Genomic DNA, 17,333 nt, shown 5'->3' on the forward strand with positions numbered 1-17,333 from the left:
GTCCTTTCTCACAATTATGGTCCAGCTCTTCGGCTGCGATTAGTTTTGTTTGTGAGTGGTGTTTTGTAAGTGTTTCAGTGCCAACATCAACGCTGTGATGCTTCGTGCTTCACAAAAATCTAAGTGCGTTAATAGTTCTTCCGCTTGCGCTAATGGCCAGCGAACGATTTCTAATGGTTCTGGCTCATCACCTTCTTGTTTCTCTGGGTATAGGTTTTGTCCCAAGAACAGTGTCATTTTGCTCGAGAAGTAAGAAGGCGCAAGGATCACTTGTTTTAAGGGTGTTAGCTCATGAGAACCAAAACCAATTTCTTCTTTTAACTCTCGATCTGCTGCTTCTATCGGTGTTTCTCCAGGGTCGATAAGACCTTTCGGAAAGCCCAGTTCGTAGCGTTCTGTGCCCGCCGCGTATTCACGTACTAGCAGTAAGTCACCTTGCTCAGTGACAGGCACAACCATCACGGCATCGCGACCACTTGGTTTCATGCGTTCATAAGTACGCAGTTCGCCATTAGAGAAGCGAAGGTCGAGGGCTTCCACAGCAAACAGCTTAGATTGTGCGACCGTCTGACAAGAGAGAATCTCTGGTGGGGTCCTTTTCGACATAACGCTGGCTCCTTAGTGTCGTTAACTCATCGAGGGAAATGAGATTTCTTAATATATGAGAAGAAAGCTCGAGTTTCTAGCGTGATGGTTCAGCTTAACTCAATTGAAAACAAAAATGGGAGGCAAACGCCTCCCATTTCTCGTCGATATGCATTACTAGCAAGCCATGAACGACTTAGTAGTAAGAGTGATCACCACGATCGTGCTCGGTTGCATCGCGAACTGCTGTCAGTTCACCAACGAATTGATTAAGAAGTTCTTTTTCAATGCCTTCTTTTAGTGTCACATCGACCATTGAACAGCCGTTACAACCACCGCCAAATGCAACGATTGCGATGCCATCGTCTGTGATTTCAACTAGGTTTACGTGACCACCGTGACCTGCAAGTTGCGGGTTCACTTGAGTTTGGATTACGTACTCAACACGCTCTACAAGCGGTGCATCGTCAGACACTTTACGCATTTTTGCGTTTGGCGCTTTTAGCGTTAGCTGAGAGCCCATTTTGTCTGTCACAAAGTCGATTTCAGCGTCTTCTAGAAACGGTAGGCTTAGCTCGTCAATGAATGCCGAGAAACCGCTGTAAGGGATTTCTGTGTCAGTGCCTTCAACCGCTTCTGGTGGGCAGTAAGATACGCCACACTCTGCGTTTTGGGTTCCTGGGTTAACAACGAAAACTCGGATGTTAGTACCTTCAGGTTGTTGGCCTAAAAGGTTGGCGAAATGCGTTTGCGCAGTTTCTGTAATAGTAATATTTGACACGACGAATACCTGAGTAAATTTGTAGGCTATTGCTGCTATTCTACTCCTGTTACCGCCTCGGTCTAGTCTTTTTGATGCTAAGACATGGCGAAGCGATCTAGAGCGAACCGGGCGCAGGAGTTCTGCAGATGCAGTAAATATCGATGCTTTCTACGCCAACTTCAAGTAGTAAATGACATAATTGTCGGACCGTACTACCTGTTGTAACCACATCATCCACAATCGCGACGTGGGAAAAGTACACCTCACCTTGTAGGGCAAATGCCCCTTGCAAATTTTGCTCGCGACTGGCTTTTTTGTTTCCTCGTTGTGATTGGACGCTTTTGACGCGTTTAAATACCTTGTTTTCATAGCGCATATCTAAATGATGGGCGAGGTGTTTGGCCAAGATGTGGCTCTGGTTGAAACCTCGTTTTAAGAAGCGCTGCCAGTGAACGGGCACACTTGTAATCACTGGGGCAGGCTGCTCAACTCGCTCTGCTAATAATTGAGTGAGCGCGCCCACATGCCAGACTTCGCCGTGATCTTTAAAACGCTGTACTTGTTGAGAGAGCGGGAAGTCATAATCACCCAAGGTATACAAACGCTGCCATGGTGGTGGTTCTTTCAGGCATTCTCCACACTCTGTGGCGGCTTGTGATTCCTTTTCTGTCATTTTTAAACCACAACGTACGCAGCGCACAATTGGTGTGAGGTGGTCAAAACAGCTTTCACACCAACGCATTAAGTTGGGCGTTTGGCGGTGAGGCATGGGAAATCGGCATAATCCGCATTGGCTACTGAGTACGCGATGCATGATGTTTTGCCATTGATGAGATAACATACAATCCATCCGAGGTGTGCGAGTCATTAGACTAAAGCTTGGATTGCGTGGTAAGGAATAAGATAAGTGGGAGAGAACGAGAGCATGAGCACGAATTTACACTGGCAGTCATTTGGTCAAGGACCAGATTTGGTGTTGCTTCATGGTTGGGGTATGAATGGTGCGGTATGGCAGCAGACCGTCGAGTCTCTTCAACCTTATTTCCGAGTGCATGTGGTCGATCTTCCTGGATACGGACACAGCGCAGAATCTCACGCTGAAGACTTAGCAAAAATTGCTGACCTTGTTCTGCAAGACGCACCAGAAAAAGCTGTCTGGCTTGGCTGGTCATTAGGTGGCTTGGTGGCAACCCACATTGCACTTAATGCTCCGCAGCGTGTAAGCAAGTTAATCACGGTAGCAAGTTCACCAAAATTCGCCGCTGCACGCCCTTGGCGTGGCATTCAACCTAACGTGTTAACCGCATTCACCGATCAATTGCTGGAAGACTTCTCTGTCACTATTGAGCGCTTTATGGCGCTGCAAGCGATGGGCAGTCCATCTGCGCGCAAAGACGTTAAGCAACTCAAGCAAGCTGTATTATCGCGTCCGCAGCCGAATCCTGATTCATTGTTGGTTGGCTTGAATATTCTTGCCGATGTGGACTTGCGCGATGCGCTGACTTCTCTCTCTATGCCGATGCTGCGTCTTTATGGTCGACTTGATGGTTTAGTGCCAATCAAAGTGGCAAGTGACTTAAGTGAGCAGTTGCCAAGCACTCAGCAGTTCGTTTTCAACCAATCTTCTCATGCGCCGTTCATGACCGAACATGAAGCGTTTTGTCTCCAAGTGCGAGAATTTGCCGCTTAATTAGCGAGTCTACAAATCTAAGCGAATAAAGCCCTAAAGCTGCTTAAAAATTGGTCGATATAAGTTTTAGCGAACTCTTCTTGCGGGAGGAGTTTGCTGTATTGACGAGTTGGGCGACTCTGAGGAGGGTTCGCAATGATTGTGTCACCGGCTAACGTAAGCGTGCCACTGATCGCCCCATCCGTTAATGTGCAGACGGAACAAGCTGCTCGTGACAATAAAGTCCGAGAACCTGTGACGCCAACAGTCGCACTGGCGAAAGCCAATGCGGAGCGCAAAGTAAAAAGTGATGAGAAGCGGCGACGCCAATCCTCGTGGGACCCATCGGAGCATCCAGACTACGAAGTGGAACCCGAGGTGGATACCCGTTATCACGAAGAACCAGAAGACATGCTAGAGCGTCTGTTCGGTTTGCTTGCGCTCAAGAGTTACAGCGAAGATCAGGGTAAGGGCTACGCGATACGCTTTCGATTACCTAAGCGCATTTTGGATGCTGCGGTCAAAGAGGGATTGATGGAAAAGCGCAGGAAGGTGATTAAGTTTCATTATGGTCACTCGGTCGCGCCCCATACACCGTCAGAAGTGATAGCAGTATTATGACGACTCAATATCCTACTCAAATAAAAACGCTCCAAGCAGAACAACTGATTAGAGCGTTTTCTTTTTAGCTATGAAAGCTCGTTAGCGGTGAAGCCTCGTTATTCGTGGTGAAGCCTAGGCGAGATTACTTTTTCGCTTTAGCAAACGCTGCTGCAAAAGCACCGCCCATTGCGCTGTTAGATGACGAGTCATCACGGCGAGGCTGACGACGTTGCGGTTGGTCATTACGACGCGGCGCTGCTGATGAGCGTTGGCTACGGTTGTCTTGGCCCGGTTCGTCGTTCAAACGCATCGATAAACCAATACGCTTACGCTGCACGTCCACTTCCATCACTTTCACTTTTACGATGTCGCCCGCTTTCACCACTTCACGTGGGTCAGACACAAAGCGGTCTGTCAGTGCAGAAATATGCACAAGACCGTCTTGGTGAACGCCGATATCAACGAAGGCACCGAAGTTGGCTACGTTCGATACCACGCCTTCTAGAATCATGCCCGGCTCCAAGTCAGAAACCGAGTTTACGCCTTCTGCGAACGTTGCTGTTTTGAATTCTGGACGCGGGTCACGACCCGGCTTATCTAGCTCTTTGATGATGTCTGTAATGGTTGGTACACCGAAGTTATCGTCGGTGTAATCGACCGCATGCAGACCTTTCAGGAAGTTTGAATCACCAATCAGTGCTTTGATGTCTTTATTGTTCTTCTCAGAGATCGCTTTTACCACAGGGTACGCTTCTGGGTGAACTGCTGACGCATCAAGAGGGTTCTTACCATCCATAATGCGTAGGAAACCTGCACACTGCTCGAATGCCTTAGGACCCAAGCGAGGTACTTTCTTCAAGGTTGTACGAGCTTCGAAGCGACCGTTTTCATCGCGGAAGTCGACAATGTTCTGCGCGATGGTGCTCGACAAGCCCGCTACGCGCGTCAGTAGTGCTGCAGAGGCGGTGTTTACATCAACACCGACCGCGTTTACACAGTCTTCCACAATCGCATCAAGGCGTTTTGCTAGCATTGATTGACTAACATCGTGCTGGTATTGGCCCACACCGATCGACTTAGGATCGATTTTCACTAGTTCAGCCAGTGGGTCTTGTAGACGACGAGCAATCGACACCGCACCACGCAGAGATACGTCCATATTCGGGAATTCTTTCGCTGCAAGCTCAGACGCTGAGTAAACCGATGCACCCGCTTCACTCACAATGATCTTCTGAACTTTCAGGTTGCCACGTTTGATGACGTCCGCGACAAAGCTGTCGGTTTCACGTGAAGCCGTGCCGTTACCGATAGCGATCAAATCGACGTTGTACTTGCGCACCAACTGATCAACGATTTGCGCTGATTTGTCGTATTGCTTTTGTGGTGGGTGAGGGTAGATGGTTTCGGTTGCAAGCACCTTACCAGTCGGATCGACAATAGCGATCTTCGAGCCTGTACGCAGACCCGGATCGAGACCAAGTGTTGCGCGAGGGCCCGCAGGCGCAGCCATCAACAAGTCTTTTAGGTTGGTGGCGAATACTTCAATCGCTTCGATCTCTGCGCGCTCTTTCATTGCGCCCATTAGCTCGGTTTCCATGTGCATCGATACTTTGATGCGCCATGCCCAGCTGATCACTTGCTTACGCCATGTATCTGCAGGTGCGCTGCTAAGTGTCACACCGTAGTGGTCAGCGATAATCGTTTCGCAGTATGACTGGCGCGCGCCTTCTTCCTGTTCTGGATCGGCATTCATTGCCAATGTCAGGAAGCCTTCGTTACGACCACGTAGCATTGCCAGTGCGCGGTGCGATGGTACTTTGCTTAATGGCTCGTTGTGGTTGAAGTAATCTTTAAACTTCTCACCTTCTTGCTCTTTGCCTTCAACCACGCGAGCGCCCATTTCCGCATTGCGGTTTAGGTGACCACGGATTTTCTCTAGCAGGTTTGCGTCTTCCGCGATGCGTTCCATGATGATCGCGCGAGCGCCATCCAGTGCGGCTTTGGTGTCTGCCACGCCTTTGTCTGCATCAAGGTATTTGCTTGCTTCACTTTCTGGCTCAGTTTGCGGATGATTCCAAAGCTGGTCTGCAAGTGGCTCAAGACCGGCTTCAATCGCGATCTGACCTTTGGTGCGACGCTTTGGTTTGTAAGGTAAGTACAAGTCTTCAAGACGAGTCTTGCTGTCTGCCTGAGTGATTTCTTGTTCTAGCTCTGGCGTAAGTTTGCCTTGCTCTTGGATCGACTTCAGGATGGTCTGACGGCGATCGTCTAGTTCACGAAGGTAAGACAGACGGCTGTCTAGAGTACGCAGTTGGGTGTCATCAAGGCCGCCCGTCACCTCTTTACGGTAACGTGCAATAAATGGGACCGTGTTACCGTCATCGATAAGGGTTACAGCAGCGTTGACTTGCTCAGGGCGAACATTCAGCTCTTGAGCAATCATGCGACAGATAGCTTGGCTCATCCGTGTATTCTCTTTAATTCTGTTTGGGTATTGGTTGTGTATAGAACATTGGGGTCATTCATGGAATTTGCAATGTTTTAAACTAGTAACTCAAAAATTTACCGAGCGCTGGTGGACATCAGTCAGATTTGTGTCAAAACTGTAATTAAATTGAGAACTTATACGTTTGGTTGTCGACTAACCCTATACCTTAGCTCATACGGAAAACAATGATGAAGAAAATGTCTTTGGCTCTGGCGCTCTCTGGTGCCTTATTGGCGACGCCGCTCGCTTGGTCGCAAACACTTTCCGCGACCACTCAAGATCCGATTTACCAACTTGATGATAAAGTCGTATTGGGACGAGTAGAGAGTGTTTACTACAATGATATTCCTGAGCTAAGTGATGTTCCATTCATTGGTAAGATTGATACCGGTGCCGATACCACATCAATGCACGCTGAAAACATCCACGTCAGCAGTAGCAACCCTGAATACAAAAGTCTCAAAGACGACAAATTGATGTGGGCGATTATCGATGACCTTGGCGGGACGAAAGCCAAGTGGGATTCAGACAGCTTCAAACCCTACGAAGTGACCGTGAGCTTTACGATTCATCATCCTTACACAGGTAAAGAAATTAAGATCACTGATGATCTTGAACGCATCAGCGCGATCCGCAGCCGTACCAGTGAAAAACCAATTTTACGTCCGACAGTGAAAATGCCGATGACCATTGCAGGGCACACTGTGGATACCGTGGTCAACCTGACCAAACGTACTCAATTCTCAGCACCAATCTTGATTGGTAAAACTTACCTCGACAACAACGCGTGGGTGTTTGCTGGTTACGATTACCTGCAAGAGCAACAAAAGGCGCAGATGATCGGTAAAAAAGAAACGGTTAATGTTGAAGGCGTGCCATACAAGGTAAGCATTTCGACCACCAGTCGTTACACCAACGTGCACGCGCTTAACATCAAAGTCGATAAGAAGAAAAAACAAGTCTCTTTCACTTTAGAAGGTGAGAACGGTAAGCGTCATCCCATGACATTGCCACTCGTCCGTATGCTGAAAACCAGCAAGAGTGAACGCCCTCTGGTGTACCTACCTGTGCAAGTGAGTGAAACTGAAACTCAGCAATGGTTGGTGTACCTGCGTGATCGCAGCGGTTTTAGTTCGCAAATCCGTTTGGGCAAAGACGTGGCAAGTCAGCACTTCGTGATTGACACTGACAAAGAGAACTTGCTCGGTGGCGTTGAGAAGTCATTTAAGAATGCTCTGAAATCTAAGCCATTGGTTATCTCACCTGAAGAGTCAGTCAACATTGATGGTCATGTTCTGCCTGCGTATCCAACCTTCGCGGTTAAAACGCCGTTGTTGCGCGTGGATGGTTTTGAACTGACCGAGAAAGACAAAAAAGAAGTCGTGACCTTCTACCTGCCAAGCTCGAAAGGCAAGGAAGAGAAAATTACCAAACGCGTCCTGAAGAAGCTCAAAGTAGGAGATTCGGTTCGCCCAGTTGTTGAGGGGGAATTCCTATTTGGTGATGAAGAGAAGAGCATCGAATTTGCCATTGATGTTTTAGAGAAAGATGACCAAGAGCAGCCGTTCTTTGTGTTTGGCCACAACATGGCGAAAGGCGGTGTGCTGTTGAACACACGTGCTGATCACTTACTCGATGCGCGTCCACTGTTTAAAGCCGGTCACATTGAAGTGGCGGAAGTGGAAGGCATGTCTTTCCCTGTGAAATTGGATACGGGCGCGGATGTGAGCTCAATTAATGCCAAGAACATCAAACAGTTCAAGAAAGATGGCAAAGACATGGTGAGCTTCACCTACGAGAATGACAGCGGTATGAAGAAGGAATTTACCAAGCCCGTTGTTGACGTGATGCGCATTAAAGCCAAGAAAGGTGAAAAAGCCAACGTACGTCCGGTAGTGGAAATGCACGTCAAGCTTGGCGAACTAGAGAAGAAGATTCGCGTAAACTTGCAAGACCGTAGCCGTTTCCATTACAGCATGATTCTGGGTAAGAACTTCTTGAAGCACGGTGCGATCGTTGCCAGCGATACCAACTACATTGTGACCGAGAAGCCTGATTACGAAGAGTAACCTTCAAGGTTGATATCCAAAATGTAAAAGCCGCACTAAAGAGTGCGGCTTTCTTCTTATTGGGTCATTCAATCAGTTTTCTTCGGCTTGGTAGCGAATACTATTGATGAACCATTCTTTGTAGCCTTCCGGCGTTCTCACTGCGAACTCGTCATCGACTTCTTTTTTTAGTAGCGCACGAGCCATTGGGGAGTCAATCGAGATATAACCTTTTGCATCGCCATAGATTTCATCGGGACCAACGATGCGGAAATTCTTCACATCGCCCGCTTCATTCTCAATTTCCACCCAAGCACCAAAGAACACTTTGCCTTCTTGCTGAGGTGAGTAATCCACCACTTTGACTTGCTCTAGACGCTTTCGTAAGTATCTGACACGACGGTCAATTTCACGCAGACGTTTTTTGTTGTATTGATAATCAGCGTTTTCACTTCGGTCGCCTAAGCTTGCTGCCCAAGTGACTTTTTTGGTGACTTCTGGGCGTTCTTCTCGCCATAAAAAGTCGAGTTCGGTTTTTAGGCGATTGTAGCCTTCACGGGTAATTAAATTGGTTTTCATTAGAAGTAAATCAGCCGTTATTGGATTCTGTTGATCATATTAGCCTTGATTTTGTCTGACTGTAAATTGTTGTGATGAGGAGAAAAATAATGCGAAACATCGAAATAATTCATCAAAACCGTGGCTAAGATAAAAAGAGTAACAATTTGCACAAGCACGTTTGAAAAAACAGTGATACATTTTTGACTATAGATGCCTCTGAAAGGATGTTTCAATGCAGGAAAATCATAAAATATTAGTGGTTGATGACGATGCTCGTTTGCGTGCTCTGTTGGAGCGTTACCTTTCTGAGCAAGGTTTTCAAGTGAGAAGTGTCGCTAACGGCGAGCAGATGGACCGTCTTCTGACCCGTGAAAACTTCCACCTTATGGTGTTGGATTTAATGTTGCCGGGCGAAGATGGCTTATCGATTTGTCGTCGTCTACGTCACGCCAACAACATGCTACCTATCCTTATGCTGACGGCGAAAGGCGATGAAGTCGATCGTATCGTTGGCCTTGAAGTGGGTGCAGACGATTACTTACCAAAGCCGTTTAACCCGCGTGAACTGCTGGCTCGAATTAAAGCAGTACTTCGCCGCCAAACGGTTGAACTGCCAGGTGCGCCAAGCACGGAAGAGAAAGTGGTTGAGTTTGGTGACTTCCGTTTGAACCTAGGTACGCGTGAAATGTTCCGTGGTGATGAAGCGATGCCACTGACTTCGGGTGAATTCGCGGTGCTGAAAGCACTTGTGACCAACGCTCGTGAGCCAATGTCGCGTGATAAGCTGATGAACATGGCTCGTGGTCGTGAATACTCAGCGATGGAGCGTTCTATCGACGTTCAAATCTCACGTCTACGCCGCATGCTAGAAGACGACCCAAGCAAACCACGCTACATCCAAACGGTATGGGGCTTAGGTTACGTGTTCGTCCCAGACGGCAAAGAAGCGTAATACCTTCTACTGCCTGCCGATAATACTCGGCTGCTCATATTCCACCCTCAAGCCTCCTTCCTGTTTGAGGGCTGGAAACTCGCAATTAATGTTGTTCACTAGGAACAGTCCATTAGGGATCCTCCATGCGAATCCGAAGTTCATTTACACAATCCATTCTGCTGTTCATCTCTTTGCTTCTCGCTAGCCAAGTCTTTTCTTACTACGCCGTTTTTAACTACGCGTTGATGCCAAGTTTGCAGCAGTTCAACAAAATTCTCGCCCACGAGTTGAATCTGGTACTCGATGAAGATGGTCTACTCAAAGCTGATGCTCCGCTGCGCCACCAACTGCTGGAAAACTTGGGTGTGACGGTACACAGCGTTGATAGCGAGATGATGAATGAGTTCAATCATGCAATGTCGATTGATTTGATGTCGGAAGAGATGACGCAAGAGCTCGGCTCTCCAACGGAAGTGCGTTTGCTGCTTGGCAGTGAAAGCTACATTCTGTGGATGCGCATCGATCAGTTGCCGAACTCCATCATCCGTATTCCGCTTTCAGAACTGCAAGAAGAAGACTTTGCTCCGCTGTTCCGTAATAGCTTAATCATGGCGCTTCTGATCATTGCTGGTGGTTGGTTGTTTATTCGCTTACAAAACCGACCTTTGATTGCGCTAGAAAAAGCCGCGAAAGGAGTAGGTCGAGGTGAAATTCCACCGCCATTGCCAGAGAAGGGTGCTTCAGAAATCCGCTCTGTAACTCGCGCCTTCAACCAGATGTCGAAAGGTATTCAAGAGCTTGAAGAAGACCGTGCGCTACTGATGGCAGGCATTAGCCACGACTTACGTACGCCACTGACGCGTATTCGTCTTGCGACAGAAATGATGTCACCTGAAGACAGTTACTTAGCTGAAGGCATCATCAGTGATACCGAAGAGTGTAACGAGATCATCAGCCAGTTTATGGACTACCTCAAGCCAGTAAATAAAGAGTCGTTCGAGCAGGTGGACATTAATACCATCACCAGCGACGTAGCAACGTCGGAAGGGGGTTATGAAGTCGAAATTGAAACGGACCTCAACCCAACGATGCCAACCGCAAAAGGCAGCCCAATCGCGATCAAACGTGCGGTGAGTAACCTTGTGGTTAATGCTCTGCGATACGGTAATGGCTGGGTGAAAATCAGTACGGGTGTCACTGCCGACAAACAGTTGGTGTGGGTGTGCGTTGAAGACAACGGCCCGGGCATCGAGCAATCGCAAATTGCCAAGTTGTTTGAACCTTTTACTCGTGGTGACACGGCGCGAGGCAGTGAAGGGACCGGATTGGGCTTAGCCATTGTGAAGCGTATCGTTAGCCAACATTCTGGTTCGGTTGTGGTACGTAACCGCAGTGAAGGCGGGTTAAGCGCACAAATCAGTTTCCCAACCAAGTAAGCTTTCTTGCTCAATCGATTCCAATAAAAAAGCCCAACCTATGACTAGGTTGGGCTCCCCGATCATCCTAGGGCAAGGTTAGGATTCTTTTACCTCTTGAGCAACCAGCTCGTCTTCCTCTTCCAGTTTCTCTGGAAGCAGTAGGTTCAATACGATAGCGGTGATGCCGCCTGCTGCCACACCCGTGGAGAAAATGCTCTTAATAAACTCAGGCATGAATTGCAGAATTTCTGGTTTTTGTGCAATGCCCAAACCCATCGAGAACGACAACGCCATAATTAGGATTGCGCGGCGATCGAGGTCGACACGAGAGATGATGCGTACGCCCGCTGCGGCAATGGTACCGAACATCACGATAGTCGCGCCGCCCAGAACTGGCTCAGGAATCAGCTGAACAAAGCTTGCCACACCCGGGAAAAGACCCAGAATCACCAACATGCCTGAAATGAAGTAACCCACGTAACGGCTTGCTACACCAGTGAGCATAATGATGCCGTTGTTTTGGCTAAAGGTAGAGTTCGGGAAGCTGTTGAATACCGCAGCAATCGCTGAGTTTAGACCATCAGCTAATACGCCGCCTTTGATGCGCTTCATGTAAACCGGACCTTTCACTGGCTCACCGGAAACTTCAGACGTTGCGGTGATGTCACCTATTGCTTCTAGTGCCGTGATGAAGAAAATCAGAACCAGTGGAATAAACAGCGACCAGTCGAAGCTTAAGCCGTATTGCATTGGGATTGGCAGCGCGATGAGGTCAGTTTCGCCCAGTGTTGAGGTGTCGACCATACCCATGAAGTACGCCATGACGTAGCCAACCAGCATTGCAATTACAATTGATGCAACACGTAGGTATGGGTTCTTTGAGCGGTTAAGAATCACGATCAAGCCAAGTACTGTGCCAGCGAGAGCTAACTTGTCTAGGCTACCGAAAGAGCCATCGCTCATTGCCGCGTAGCCACCGCCCATTGATACCAAACCCACTTGGATAAGCGTCAGGCCGATAAGCGTCACGACAATGCCAGACACCAATGGCGTAATGATGCGGCGTGCGTGTTCTAAGACGCGAGATAGCAGGATTTCAGCAAAAGACGCCACCAAGATAGTACCGAAAATCGCTGCCATCATGGTGCTGAGGTCCGCACCGCCTGCTTTAAGAGAAAGACCCGCACCAATGATTGGACCTAAGAAGTTAAAGCTGGTGCCTTGCACAGAAAGTAAACCTGAGCCGATAGGGCCAAAGGTACGAATTTGAATAAAGGAAGACACGCCTGATGCAAACAGTGACATGCTGATGATGGTGTTGGTTTGGTCAGCAGGCACACCCAAAGACTGACAAATGATCAGAGAAGGGGTGATAACGGCTACGAACATCGCCAATAAGTGCTGAAGTGCAGCAAAAATGGTCTGAGGTAGTGGTGGACGATCGTTTAACTGATAGACCAGTTCCGAAGTTCGGTTTGAAGTTGTCATGTTTGTCTCGCTAGTCGCAATAATTCTTGCCCCAGAGCTCGCTGAATGGGAGTGCTGGGTGGAGTTGACGTTATGACCTGTGATTGCTGTTAATCAGTGTCAACTCAGGTTGGTTTGATGTGACAAGGCGCACACCATAAATTTTGAGCGCGATTATAGAGGGATTTACTCAAAAAGCAAACGTTTGCTTTGGGCTGGAAAGAAAAGGCGATAACGGAATGGTTATCGCCTTTAAGGTTTTACTTTGGGAGATTAGTTTTTCAGGTGCTTATCGAAGAACTCACCAATTTGAGTAAGGTACTTGGCTTGGTGCTCATCATTATAAAACCCGTGCCCTTCATCTCCGATCACCATTGTTTTGTGCGGATAATTGATCGCTTTGAGCGCTTCCACTAAAGCGTCAAATTGTTCAATGGGTGCTCGCTCATCTTTGGCTCCGTGGACCAACATAATGTCTGCTTTTAGCTTGTCGACATGATGAACGGGTGACATAGATTGAAGCTCTTTCTTATCACGACCGATCACTTCTTCTAGATAGTTAACGCCTGACTTGCGGTCTTTTACGTCGCCTTCAGTGTAAAGCATTTCAAGGTCATAGACGCCAAAGCTGCCTACTGCACACTGGAATAGATCCGGTTCGACGATGGCACTTTGAAGCGCGCTGTAGCCGCCAAAACTACCGCCAGAAATACAGATACGATCGGCATCGGCAATACCTTGCTTGATGATATGGCGAGTGGCATCAATGATGTCGTACTGAATATTGGTACCCCATTTACGGTATCCAAGTTCTTCAAAGTTATCTCCAAAGCCACCACTACCACGGAAGTTGATTTGCAGAACAGCATAGCCCTTTTGAGCTAAGAACTGGTTCTCTGGATTGAACTCCCACCAGTCACGCGGTCCGTGAGGTCCACCGTGCGGGTTCACAATCAAAGGTAGGTCCTTTTCCGCTTTACCCGGTGGAAGTGTTAGCAAGGCATTGATTTCCTGCCCGTCTCTTGCCGTGAAAGCAAATGGACGAACTTCTGCCATTTTTTTTGGGTCGTGCCATTTCTGTGCAGAGAAGAGGTATCGACCTTCGACAGGATCGGTGTTGAATAGGTAATAATCGCCGGGATTACGGTCGTTAAATGCCAGAGCAATGAATTTATCGCCATTTTCTGTTTGGCTAAGAATACGCACTTGATGACCTTCAAATGTCGCCAGTAGTTGCTTCAACTGCTTGCTCAGCGGGTGCTTGTCGTCCACGAAGGCATAGGTTGGATAGTCTTTTTCATATTCAATGGCGTACAGTTGCTTGGATTGCTGATCTAGCCAAAAGTTATGTGGTGAAACCTTTTCGCCGGCAACCACTTCTTTGTATTTTCCTGTTTTTAAATCAACATGGTAAATCGCTTGGGGTGAGCCGTCTTTACTTGCAGCGGCATAAATCGCATGGTTGTTTTCGGCGAAGGAAATGGGGGTTAGTTCTTCTAAATTGAGTTTGTCTAATGTCGCGATGGATTGCCACTTGTTGCCATTGCGATAGAAAGACTTCAGTTTGAGATCATCACCAGCGCCCGTTACAAAGCCTACTTGGTTATCATGGTTAACTAGGAAATAGCTGTTTCTGATAGGGGCTGACATCTGCTTGGTCGCACGACCATTGTAGACATTGACTTTGTAGACATCTTTTTCCTCTTCCATGTCAAATGAGCGGTTGTATGGAATCGCTGCAATCAGCATGTGCTTTTCGTCATTTGGCATTGGGTCTAACATGATGCCGAAGGCGCGAGTGGCTTTGCCTCGTTTAGAAACGCTGCTGCCGCTTTGTGGTGGTTGAGGACCGAACAGGTAGGCGGTTTTAGAACCGTCGACATTCGCGGCAACAAATTCACCTGTGGGTGAGGGTTGAGTAAACCAGCCCGTGAAGGTTTCTTTTGAAGCGACAACGCGCTCATTGTTGACCCAGTAATAATCCGCGACCTGCTCGTTGTCTGGGAATCGAAGCATGTTGGTTGGCTTCATTGTTTGTGCGTCGAGAATGACCAGCGCGTCTTTGCCATCCACTTTGGATTCGACCCCAAGGTATTTGCCATCAGGGGAGAGTTTTGGGTTAAAAAAGCTCGATCCTTTAGCGAACAATTTCGCCATATCTGAGGTGTCAGCAAATGCTGAACCACTACTTAGAATACAGGCTGAAGCCAACAGCCTAAGGCAGGTACTCTTCATTTCTACTCCTTGAAACGTATTTATTATCAGAGTGGAGGTTAGCAGTAGTGCTTAACTAACCTAGCCGATAGCACAACGCATCTGTGTGTTGTGTTAATAAAACGTTATTGATTTTACATATTTAAAATCAATAGAATAGAAATTTAGATGTGATTTAGTTATCGAATTGGTGAAAGAAACGTCTTACTTCTAAGGCGCTGCCCGTTTACGCCTTAGAATAAATGTCACGCTCGCCTAACCAACGATCAATAATTGCGGTCGCATTCGTCGGGTAGTTGTCATGAATGTAACGTGCAATGCGTTGAACTTCCGGAATTAAGCGCTGATCTCGCACTAAGTCGGCAATTTTAAAATCTGCCAAGCCAGTTTGTTTGGTACCAAGAAGCTCACCCGGTCCGCGAATCTCTAAGTCTTTCTGTGCGATCACGAAGCCGTCGTTGCTTTCTCGTAATACGCCTAAACGTTTTTGCGCGGTTTTTGATAGTGGCGAGTGATACAGCAACACACAATGGCTAGCCACTGAACCTCGACCAACACGACCTCTAAGCTGGTGTAACTGAGCCAAACCTAAACGCTCTGGGTTCTCGATGATCATCAAACTGGAGTTGGGGACGTCTACGCCAACTTCAATCACTGTCGTTGCGACCAGTAAATGCAGCTTGTTGTCTTTGAAATCCTGCATCACCGCTTGCTTCTCTGCGGGCTTCATTCGTCCGTGCACTAGACCAATTTTTACGTCAGGCAGTTTACGTTGCAGCTCTTCTGCAGTGTCGGCAGCAGCTTGAGCCTCCAAGACTTCGGACTCATCAATCAAGGTACATACCCAATACGCTTGTTTGCCTTCGTTTAAGCAAGCATTGCGCACTCGTTCGACGATATCATCGCGTTTGGTGTCTGGAATCGCGACGGTTTGGATTGGTGTTCGACCTGGCGGTAACTCATCAATCACCGACGTTTCTAAGTCAGCATAAGCTGTCATGGCTAATGTTCGCGGAATTGGCGTTGCTGTCATGATGAGCTGGTGCGGATAAGCGCCTTGTTTAGCGCCTTTCTCGCGCAGCTCTAAGCGCTGGTGGACGCCAAAGCGGTGCTGTTCATCAATAATGACCAAAGCAAGATGATGGAACTCAACATGTTCTTGGAAGAGGGCGTGAGTGCCCACGACCATCTGCGCTTCACCACTGGCAATACGCGCCAATTCGGCTTCTTTGGCTTTACCTTTTAATTTGCCCGCCAGCCAACCGACTTGAATGCCCATTTTCTCAAACCAATTAGCGAAGTTAATCGCGTGCTGTTCGGCGAGCAGCTCGGTCGGTGCCATTAAAGCGACTTGATAGCCGTGTTCAATGGCTCTGACGGCAGCAAGCGCAGCAACTAGAGTTTTCCCCGAGCCTACGTCACCTTGAACAAGGCGCATCATTGGGTGCGTTTTTTCTAAGTCAGCTTCAATTTCTTTAACGACTCGTGCTTGAGCATTGGTCGGCGAGAAGGGCAATTGAGCCAGTAGTTGCTTTTTCAGCGAGTCACACGATGCCAAAGGCAATGCAACGTCCTGTTGTCCTTTGCTGCGCACTGCCAACATAGAGAGGTTCTGCGCCAGTAATTCTTCCATGATCAAACGAATTTGAGCTGGATGTTTACCTTCATCAAACTCATCCAAATTAATGGTTGGAGGCGGTCGATGAATCGTATGCAGCGCTTGCGACATGGTGATCTGGTGATTGTACAAACCGGAAGGCAGCAACTCTTGCACTGCGGCTTTATCGAGGAGTGATAAAGCTTGTTCCGTCAGGTTACGCAAAGTGATTTGACGCAACCCATCGGTGGTTGGATAAACGGGAGTTAAGCTCTGTTCCACATCCGGCTTTTGCTCACTTACATAAAACTTGTAGTCAGGGTGAACAATTTCTAAGCCCATACCGCCACGCTTAATTTCACCGTAAGCGTGTACTAACTTACCATTCGAGAAATTGTTCTTCATCGCGGCAGTAAAGTTAAAAAAGCGTAGGGTAATGGTGCCATTGCCGTCGCTGATCTTTACCGTCAGCATTTTGCGTTTGCCGAAAGTAGTATCGACAGCCATGACTTTGCCCTGTACCGCCGCCCAAAGTCCGGCATGCAGTTTGGCGATTGGGTGAATGCGAGTGCGATCTTCGTAACGAAGAGGAAGATGAAACAGCAGATCTTGAACGCTATGCAAGCCAACTTTGGCGAGTTTTTCTGCGACTTTAGCGCCAACTCCAGACAGAGAAGTTAAAGGAACAGCAGATAACATTTGGGCAGACATAGTGGGCTCAAGAAAATAGTTAACATAGCAGTATGTTAACCACTAAGCTGTGTTTTTGTACAGGATTAAGTTAGAGAAAGGGATATGGGAACGCTTACGCTCCGAGATTCGAGAACGCTTCGCTTTGGGAATCGGGATGTGTGCGCTGGGACATGGACTGAAAGAAGCTTAAGTATAGAAATTGTTGACAGAACTTCTCCCCAGAAAGGCAAAATAGAATCGAATCCCGAATCCCGAATCCCGAATCCCGAATCCCGAATCCCGAATCCCGAATC

The 17,333-nt window shown here is 47.8% G+C and carries 13 protein-coding genes; 5 read left to right on the forward strand and 8 right to left on the reverse strand.

Annotation, left to right across the window (positions count from 1 at the left end):
• Positions 1 to 39: 39 nt before the first annotated feature.
• The 3 genes from nudE to GXP65_RS13195 all read right to left on the reverse strand — a co-directional run bounded on the left by nudE (position 40) and on the right by GXP65_RS13195 (position 2,189).
• On the reverse strand, positions 40 to 606 hold the full coding sequence (gene nudE, locus GXP65_RS13185) for an ADP compounds hydrolase NudE (RefSeq protein WP_005448482.1): 567 nt from the start codon (positions 604 to 606) through the stop codon (positions 40 to 42).
• Between the two features lie 175 nt (positions 607 to 781).
• Complete coding sequence (nfuA, locus tag GXP65_RS13190; protein ID WP_005430072.1) at positions 782 to 1,366, reverse strand: Fe-S biogenesis protein NfuA; 585 nt, start codon at positions 1,364 to 1,366, stop codon at positions 782 to 784.
• A 97-nt stretch (positions 1,367 to 1,463) separates the two neighbouring features.
• The gene (locus GXP65_RS13195; RefSeq protein ID WP_162093014.1) at positions 1,464 to 2,189 is read right to left on the reverse strand and encodes a phosphoribosyltransferase family protein; all 726 of its coding nucleotides are present in this window, start codon (positions 2,187 to 2,189) and stop codon (positions 1,464 to 1,466) included.
• A gap of 84 nt (positions 2,190 to 2,273) precedes the next feature.
• On the opposite strand from GXP65_RS13195, the gene bioH reads away from it, so the two are divergent.
• Entirely contained in the window at positions 2,274 to 3,038 is a 765-nt protein-coding gene (bioH, locus tag GXP65_RS13200; protein ID WP_077201292.1) for a pimeloyl-ACP methyl ester esterase BioH, read from the forward strand.
• A gap of 135 nt (positions 3,039 to 3,173) precedes the next feature.
• Positions 3,174 to 3,638: an ATP-dependent Lon protease gene (locus tag GXP65_RS13205; protein ID WP_077201183.1), complete on the forward strand. Its 465-nt coding sequence runs from the start codon at positions 3,174 to 3,176 to the stop codon at positions 3,636 to 3,638.
• Positions 3,639 to 3,762: 124 nt separating this feature from the next.
• Here GXP65_RS13205 and GXP65_RS13210 read toward each other — a convergent pair whose 3' ends face one another.
• Complete coding sequence (locus GXP65_RS13210; RefSeq protein WP_162093015.1) at positions 3,763 to 6,084, reverse strand: Tex family protein; 2,322 nt, start codon at positions 6,082 to 6,084, stop codon at positions 3,763 to 3,765.
• Positions 6,085 to 6,293: 209 nt separating this feature from the next.
• On the opposite strand from GXP65_RS13210, the gene GXP65_RS13215 reads away from it, so the two are divergent.
• Positions 6,294 to 8,177, forward strand: coding sequence for a RimK/LysX family protein (locus tag GXP65_RS13215; RefSeq protein WP_205455529.1), 1,884 nt, complete (start codon positions 6,294 to 6,296; stop codon positions 8,175 to 8,177).
• Positions 8,178 to 8,249: 72 nt separating this feature from the next.
• Here GXP65_RS13215 and greB read toward each other — a convergent pair whose 3' ends face one another.
• Positions 8,250 to 8,735: a transcription elongation factor GreB gene (greB, locus tag GXP65_RS13220; protein WP_009707958.1), complete on the reverse strand. Its 486-nt coding sequence runs from the start codon at positions 8,733 to 8,735 to the stop codon at positions 8,250 to 8,252.
• Between the two features lie 214 nt (positions 8,736 to 8,949).
• Between greB and ompR the strand changes: the two genes are divergently transcribed.
• Positions 8,950 to 9,669, forward strand: coding sequence for a two-component system response regulator OmpR (gene ompR, locus GXP65_RS13225; protein WP_005430151.1), 720 nt, complete (start codon positions 8,950 to 8,952; stop codon positions 9,667 to 9,669).
• Positions 9,670 to 9,794: 125 nt separating this feature from the next.
• The gene (envZ, locus tag GXP65_RS13230; protein ID WP_005430094.1) at positions 9,795 to 11,087 is read left to right on the forward strand and encodes a two-component system sensor histidine kinase EnvZ; all 1,293 of its coding nucleotides are present in this window, start codon (positions 9,795 to 9,797) and stop codon (positions 11,085 to 11,087) included.
• Between the two features lie 78 nt (positions 11,088 to 11,165).
• Here the strand turns inward: envZ and GXP65_RS13235 are convergent, their stop codons facing one another.
• The 3 genes from GXP65_RS13235 to recG all read right to left on the reverse strand — a co-directional run bounded on the left by GXP65_RS13235 (position 11,166) and on the right by recG (position 17,058).
• On the reverse strand, positions 11,166 to 12,557 hold the full coding sequence (locus tag GXP65_RS13235; protein ID WP_039985618.1) for a uracil-xanthine permease family protein: 1,392 nt from the start codon (positions 12,555 to 12,557) through the stop codon (positions 11,166 to 11,168).
• A 252-nt stretch (positions 12,558 to 12,809) separates the two neighbouring features.
• Positions 12,810 to 14,771 carry a S9 family peptidase gene (locus GXP65_RS13240; protein ID WP_162093016.1) on the reverse strand — a complete coding sequence of 654 codons (1,962 nt, stop codon included), beginning with the start codon at positions 14,769 to 14,771 and terminating at the stop codon, positions 12,810 to 12,812.
• A gap of 205 nt (positions 14,772 to 14,976) precedes the next feature.
• Entirely contained in the window at positions 14,977 to 17,058 is a 2,082-nt protein-coding gene (recG, locus tag GXP65_RS13245) for an ATP-dependent DNA helicase RecG (protein WP_162093017.1), read from the reverse strand.
• Positions 17,059 to 17,333 lie beyond the last annotated feature (275 nt).

The organism is Vibrio sp. LB10LO1, from assembly GCF_010092875.1.
Lineage (GTDB): Bacteria > Pseudomonadota > Gammaproteobacteria > Enterobacterales > Vibrionaceae > Vibrio > Vibrio campbellii.

What these genes read in the sequence shown, in the direction of transcription:
- GXP65_RS13240 (WP_162093016.1), bottom strand. Translation starts at nt 14,771, where the DNA reads ATGAAGAGTACCTGCCTTAGGCTGTTGGCTTCAGCCTGTATTCTAAGT.
- GXP65_RS13235 (WP_039985618.1), bottom strand. Translation starts at nt 12,557, where the DNA reads ATGACAACTTCAAACCGAACTTCGGAACTGGTCTATCAGTTAAACGAT.
- GXP65_RS13205 (WP_077201183.1), top strand. Translation starts at nt 3,174, where the DNA reads ATGATTGTGTCACCGGCTAACGTAAGCGTGCCACTGATCGCCCCATCC.
- envZ (WP_005430094.1), top strand. Translation starts at nt 9,795, where the DNA reads ATGCGAATCCGAAGTTCATTTACACAATCCATTCTGCTGTTCATCTCT.
- greB (WP_009707958.1), bottom strand. Translation starts at nt 8,735, where the DNA reads ATGAAAACCAATTTAATTACCCGTGAAGGCTACAATCGCCTAAAAACC.
- recG (WP_162093017.1), bottom strand. Translation starts at nt 17,058, where the DNA reads ATGTCTGCCCAAATGTTATCTGCTGTTCCTTTAACTTCTCTGTCTGGA.
- bioH (WP_077201292.1), top strand. Translation starts at nt 2,274, where the DNA reads ATGAGCACGAATTTACACTGGCAGTCATTTGGTCAAGGACCAGATTTG.
- GXP65_RS13195 (WP_162093014.1), bottom strand. Translation starts at nt 2,189, where the DNA reads ATGTTATCTCATCAATGGCAAAACATCATGCATCGCGTACTCAGTAGC.
- GXP65_RS13210 (WP_162093015.1), bottom strand. Translation starts at nt 6,084, where the DNA reads ATGAGCCAAGCTATCTGTCGCATGATTGCTCAAGAGCTGAATGTTCGC.
- ompR (WP_005430151.1), top strand. Translation starts at nt 8,950, where the DNA reads ATGCAGGAAAATCATAAAATATTAGTGGTTGATGACGATGCTCGTTTG.
- nudE (WP_005448482.1), bottom strand. Translation starts at nt 606, where the DNA reads ATGTCGAAAAGGACCCCACCAGAGATTCTCTCTTGTCAGACGGTCGCA.
- GXP65_RS13215 (WP_205455529.1), top strand. Translation starts at nt 6,294, where the DNA reads ATGATGAAGAAAATGTCTTTGGCTCTGGCGCTCTCTGGTGCCTTATTG.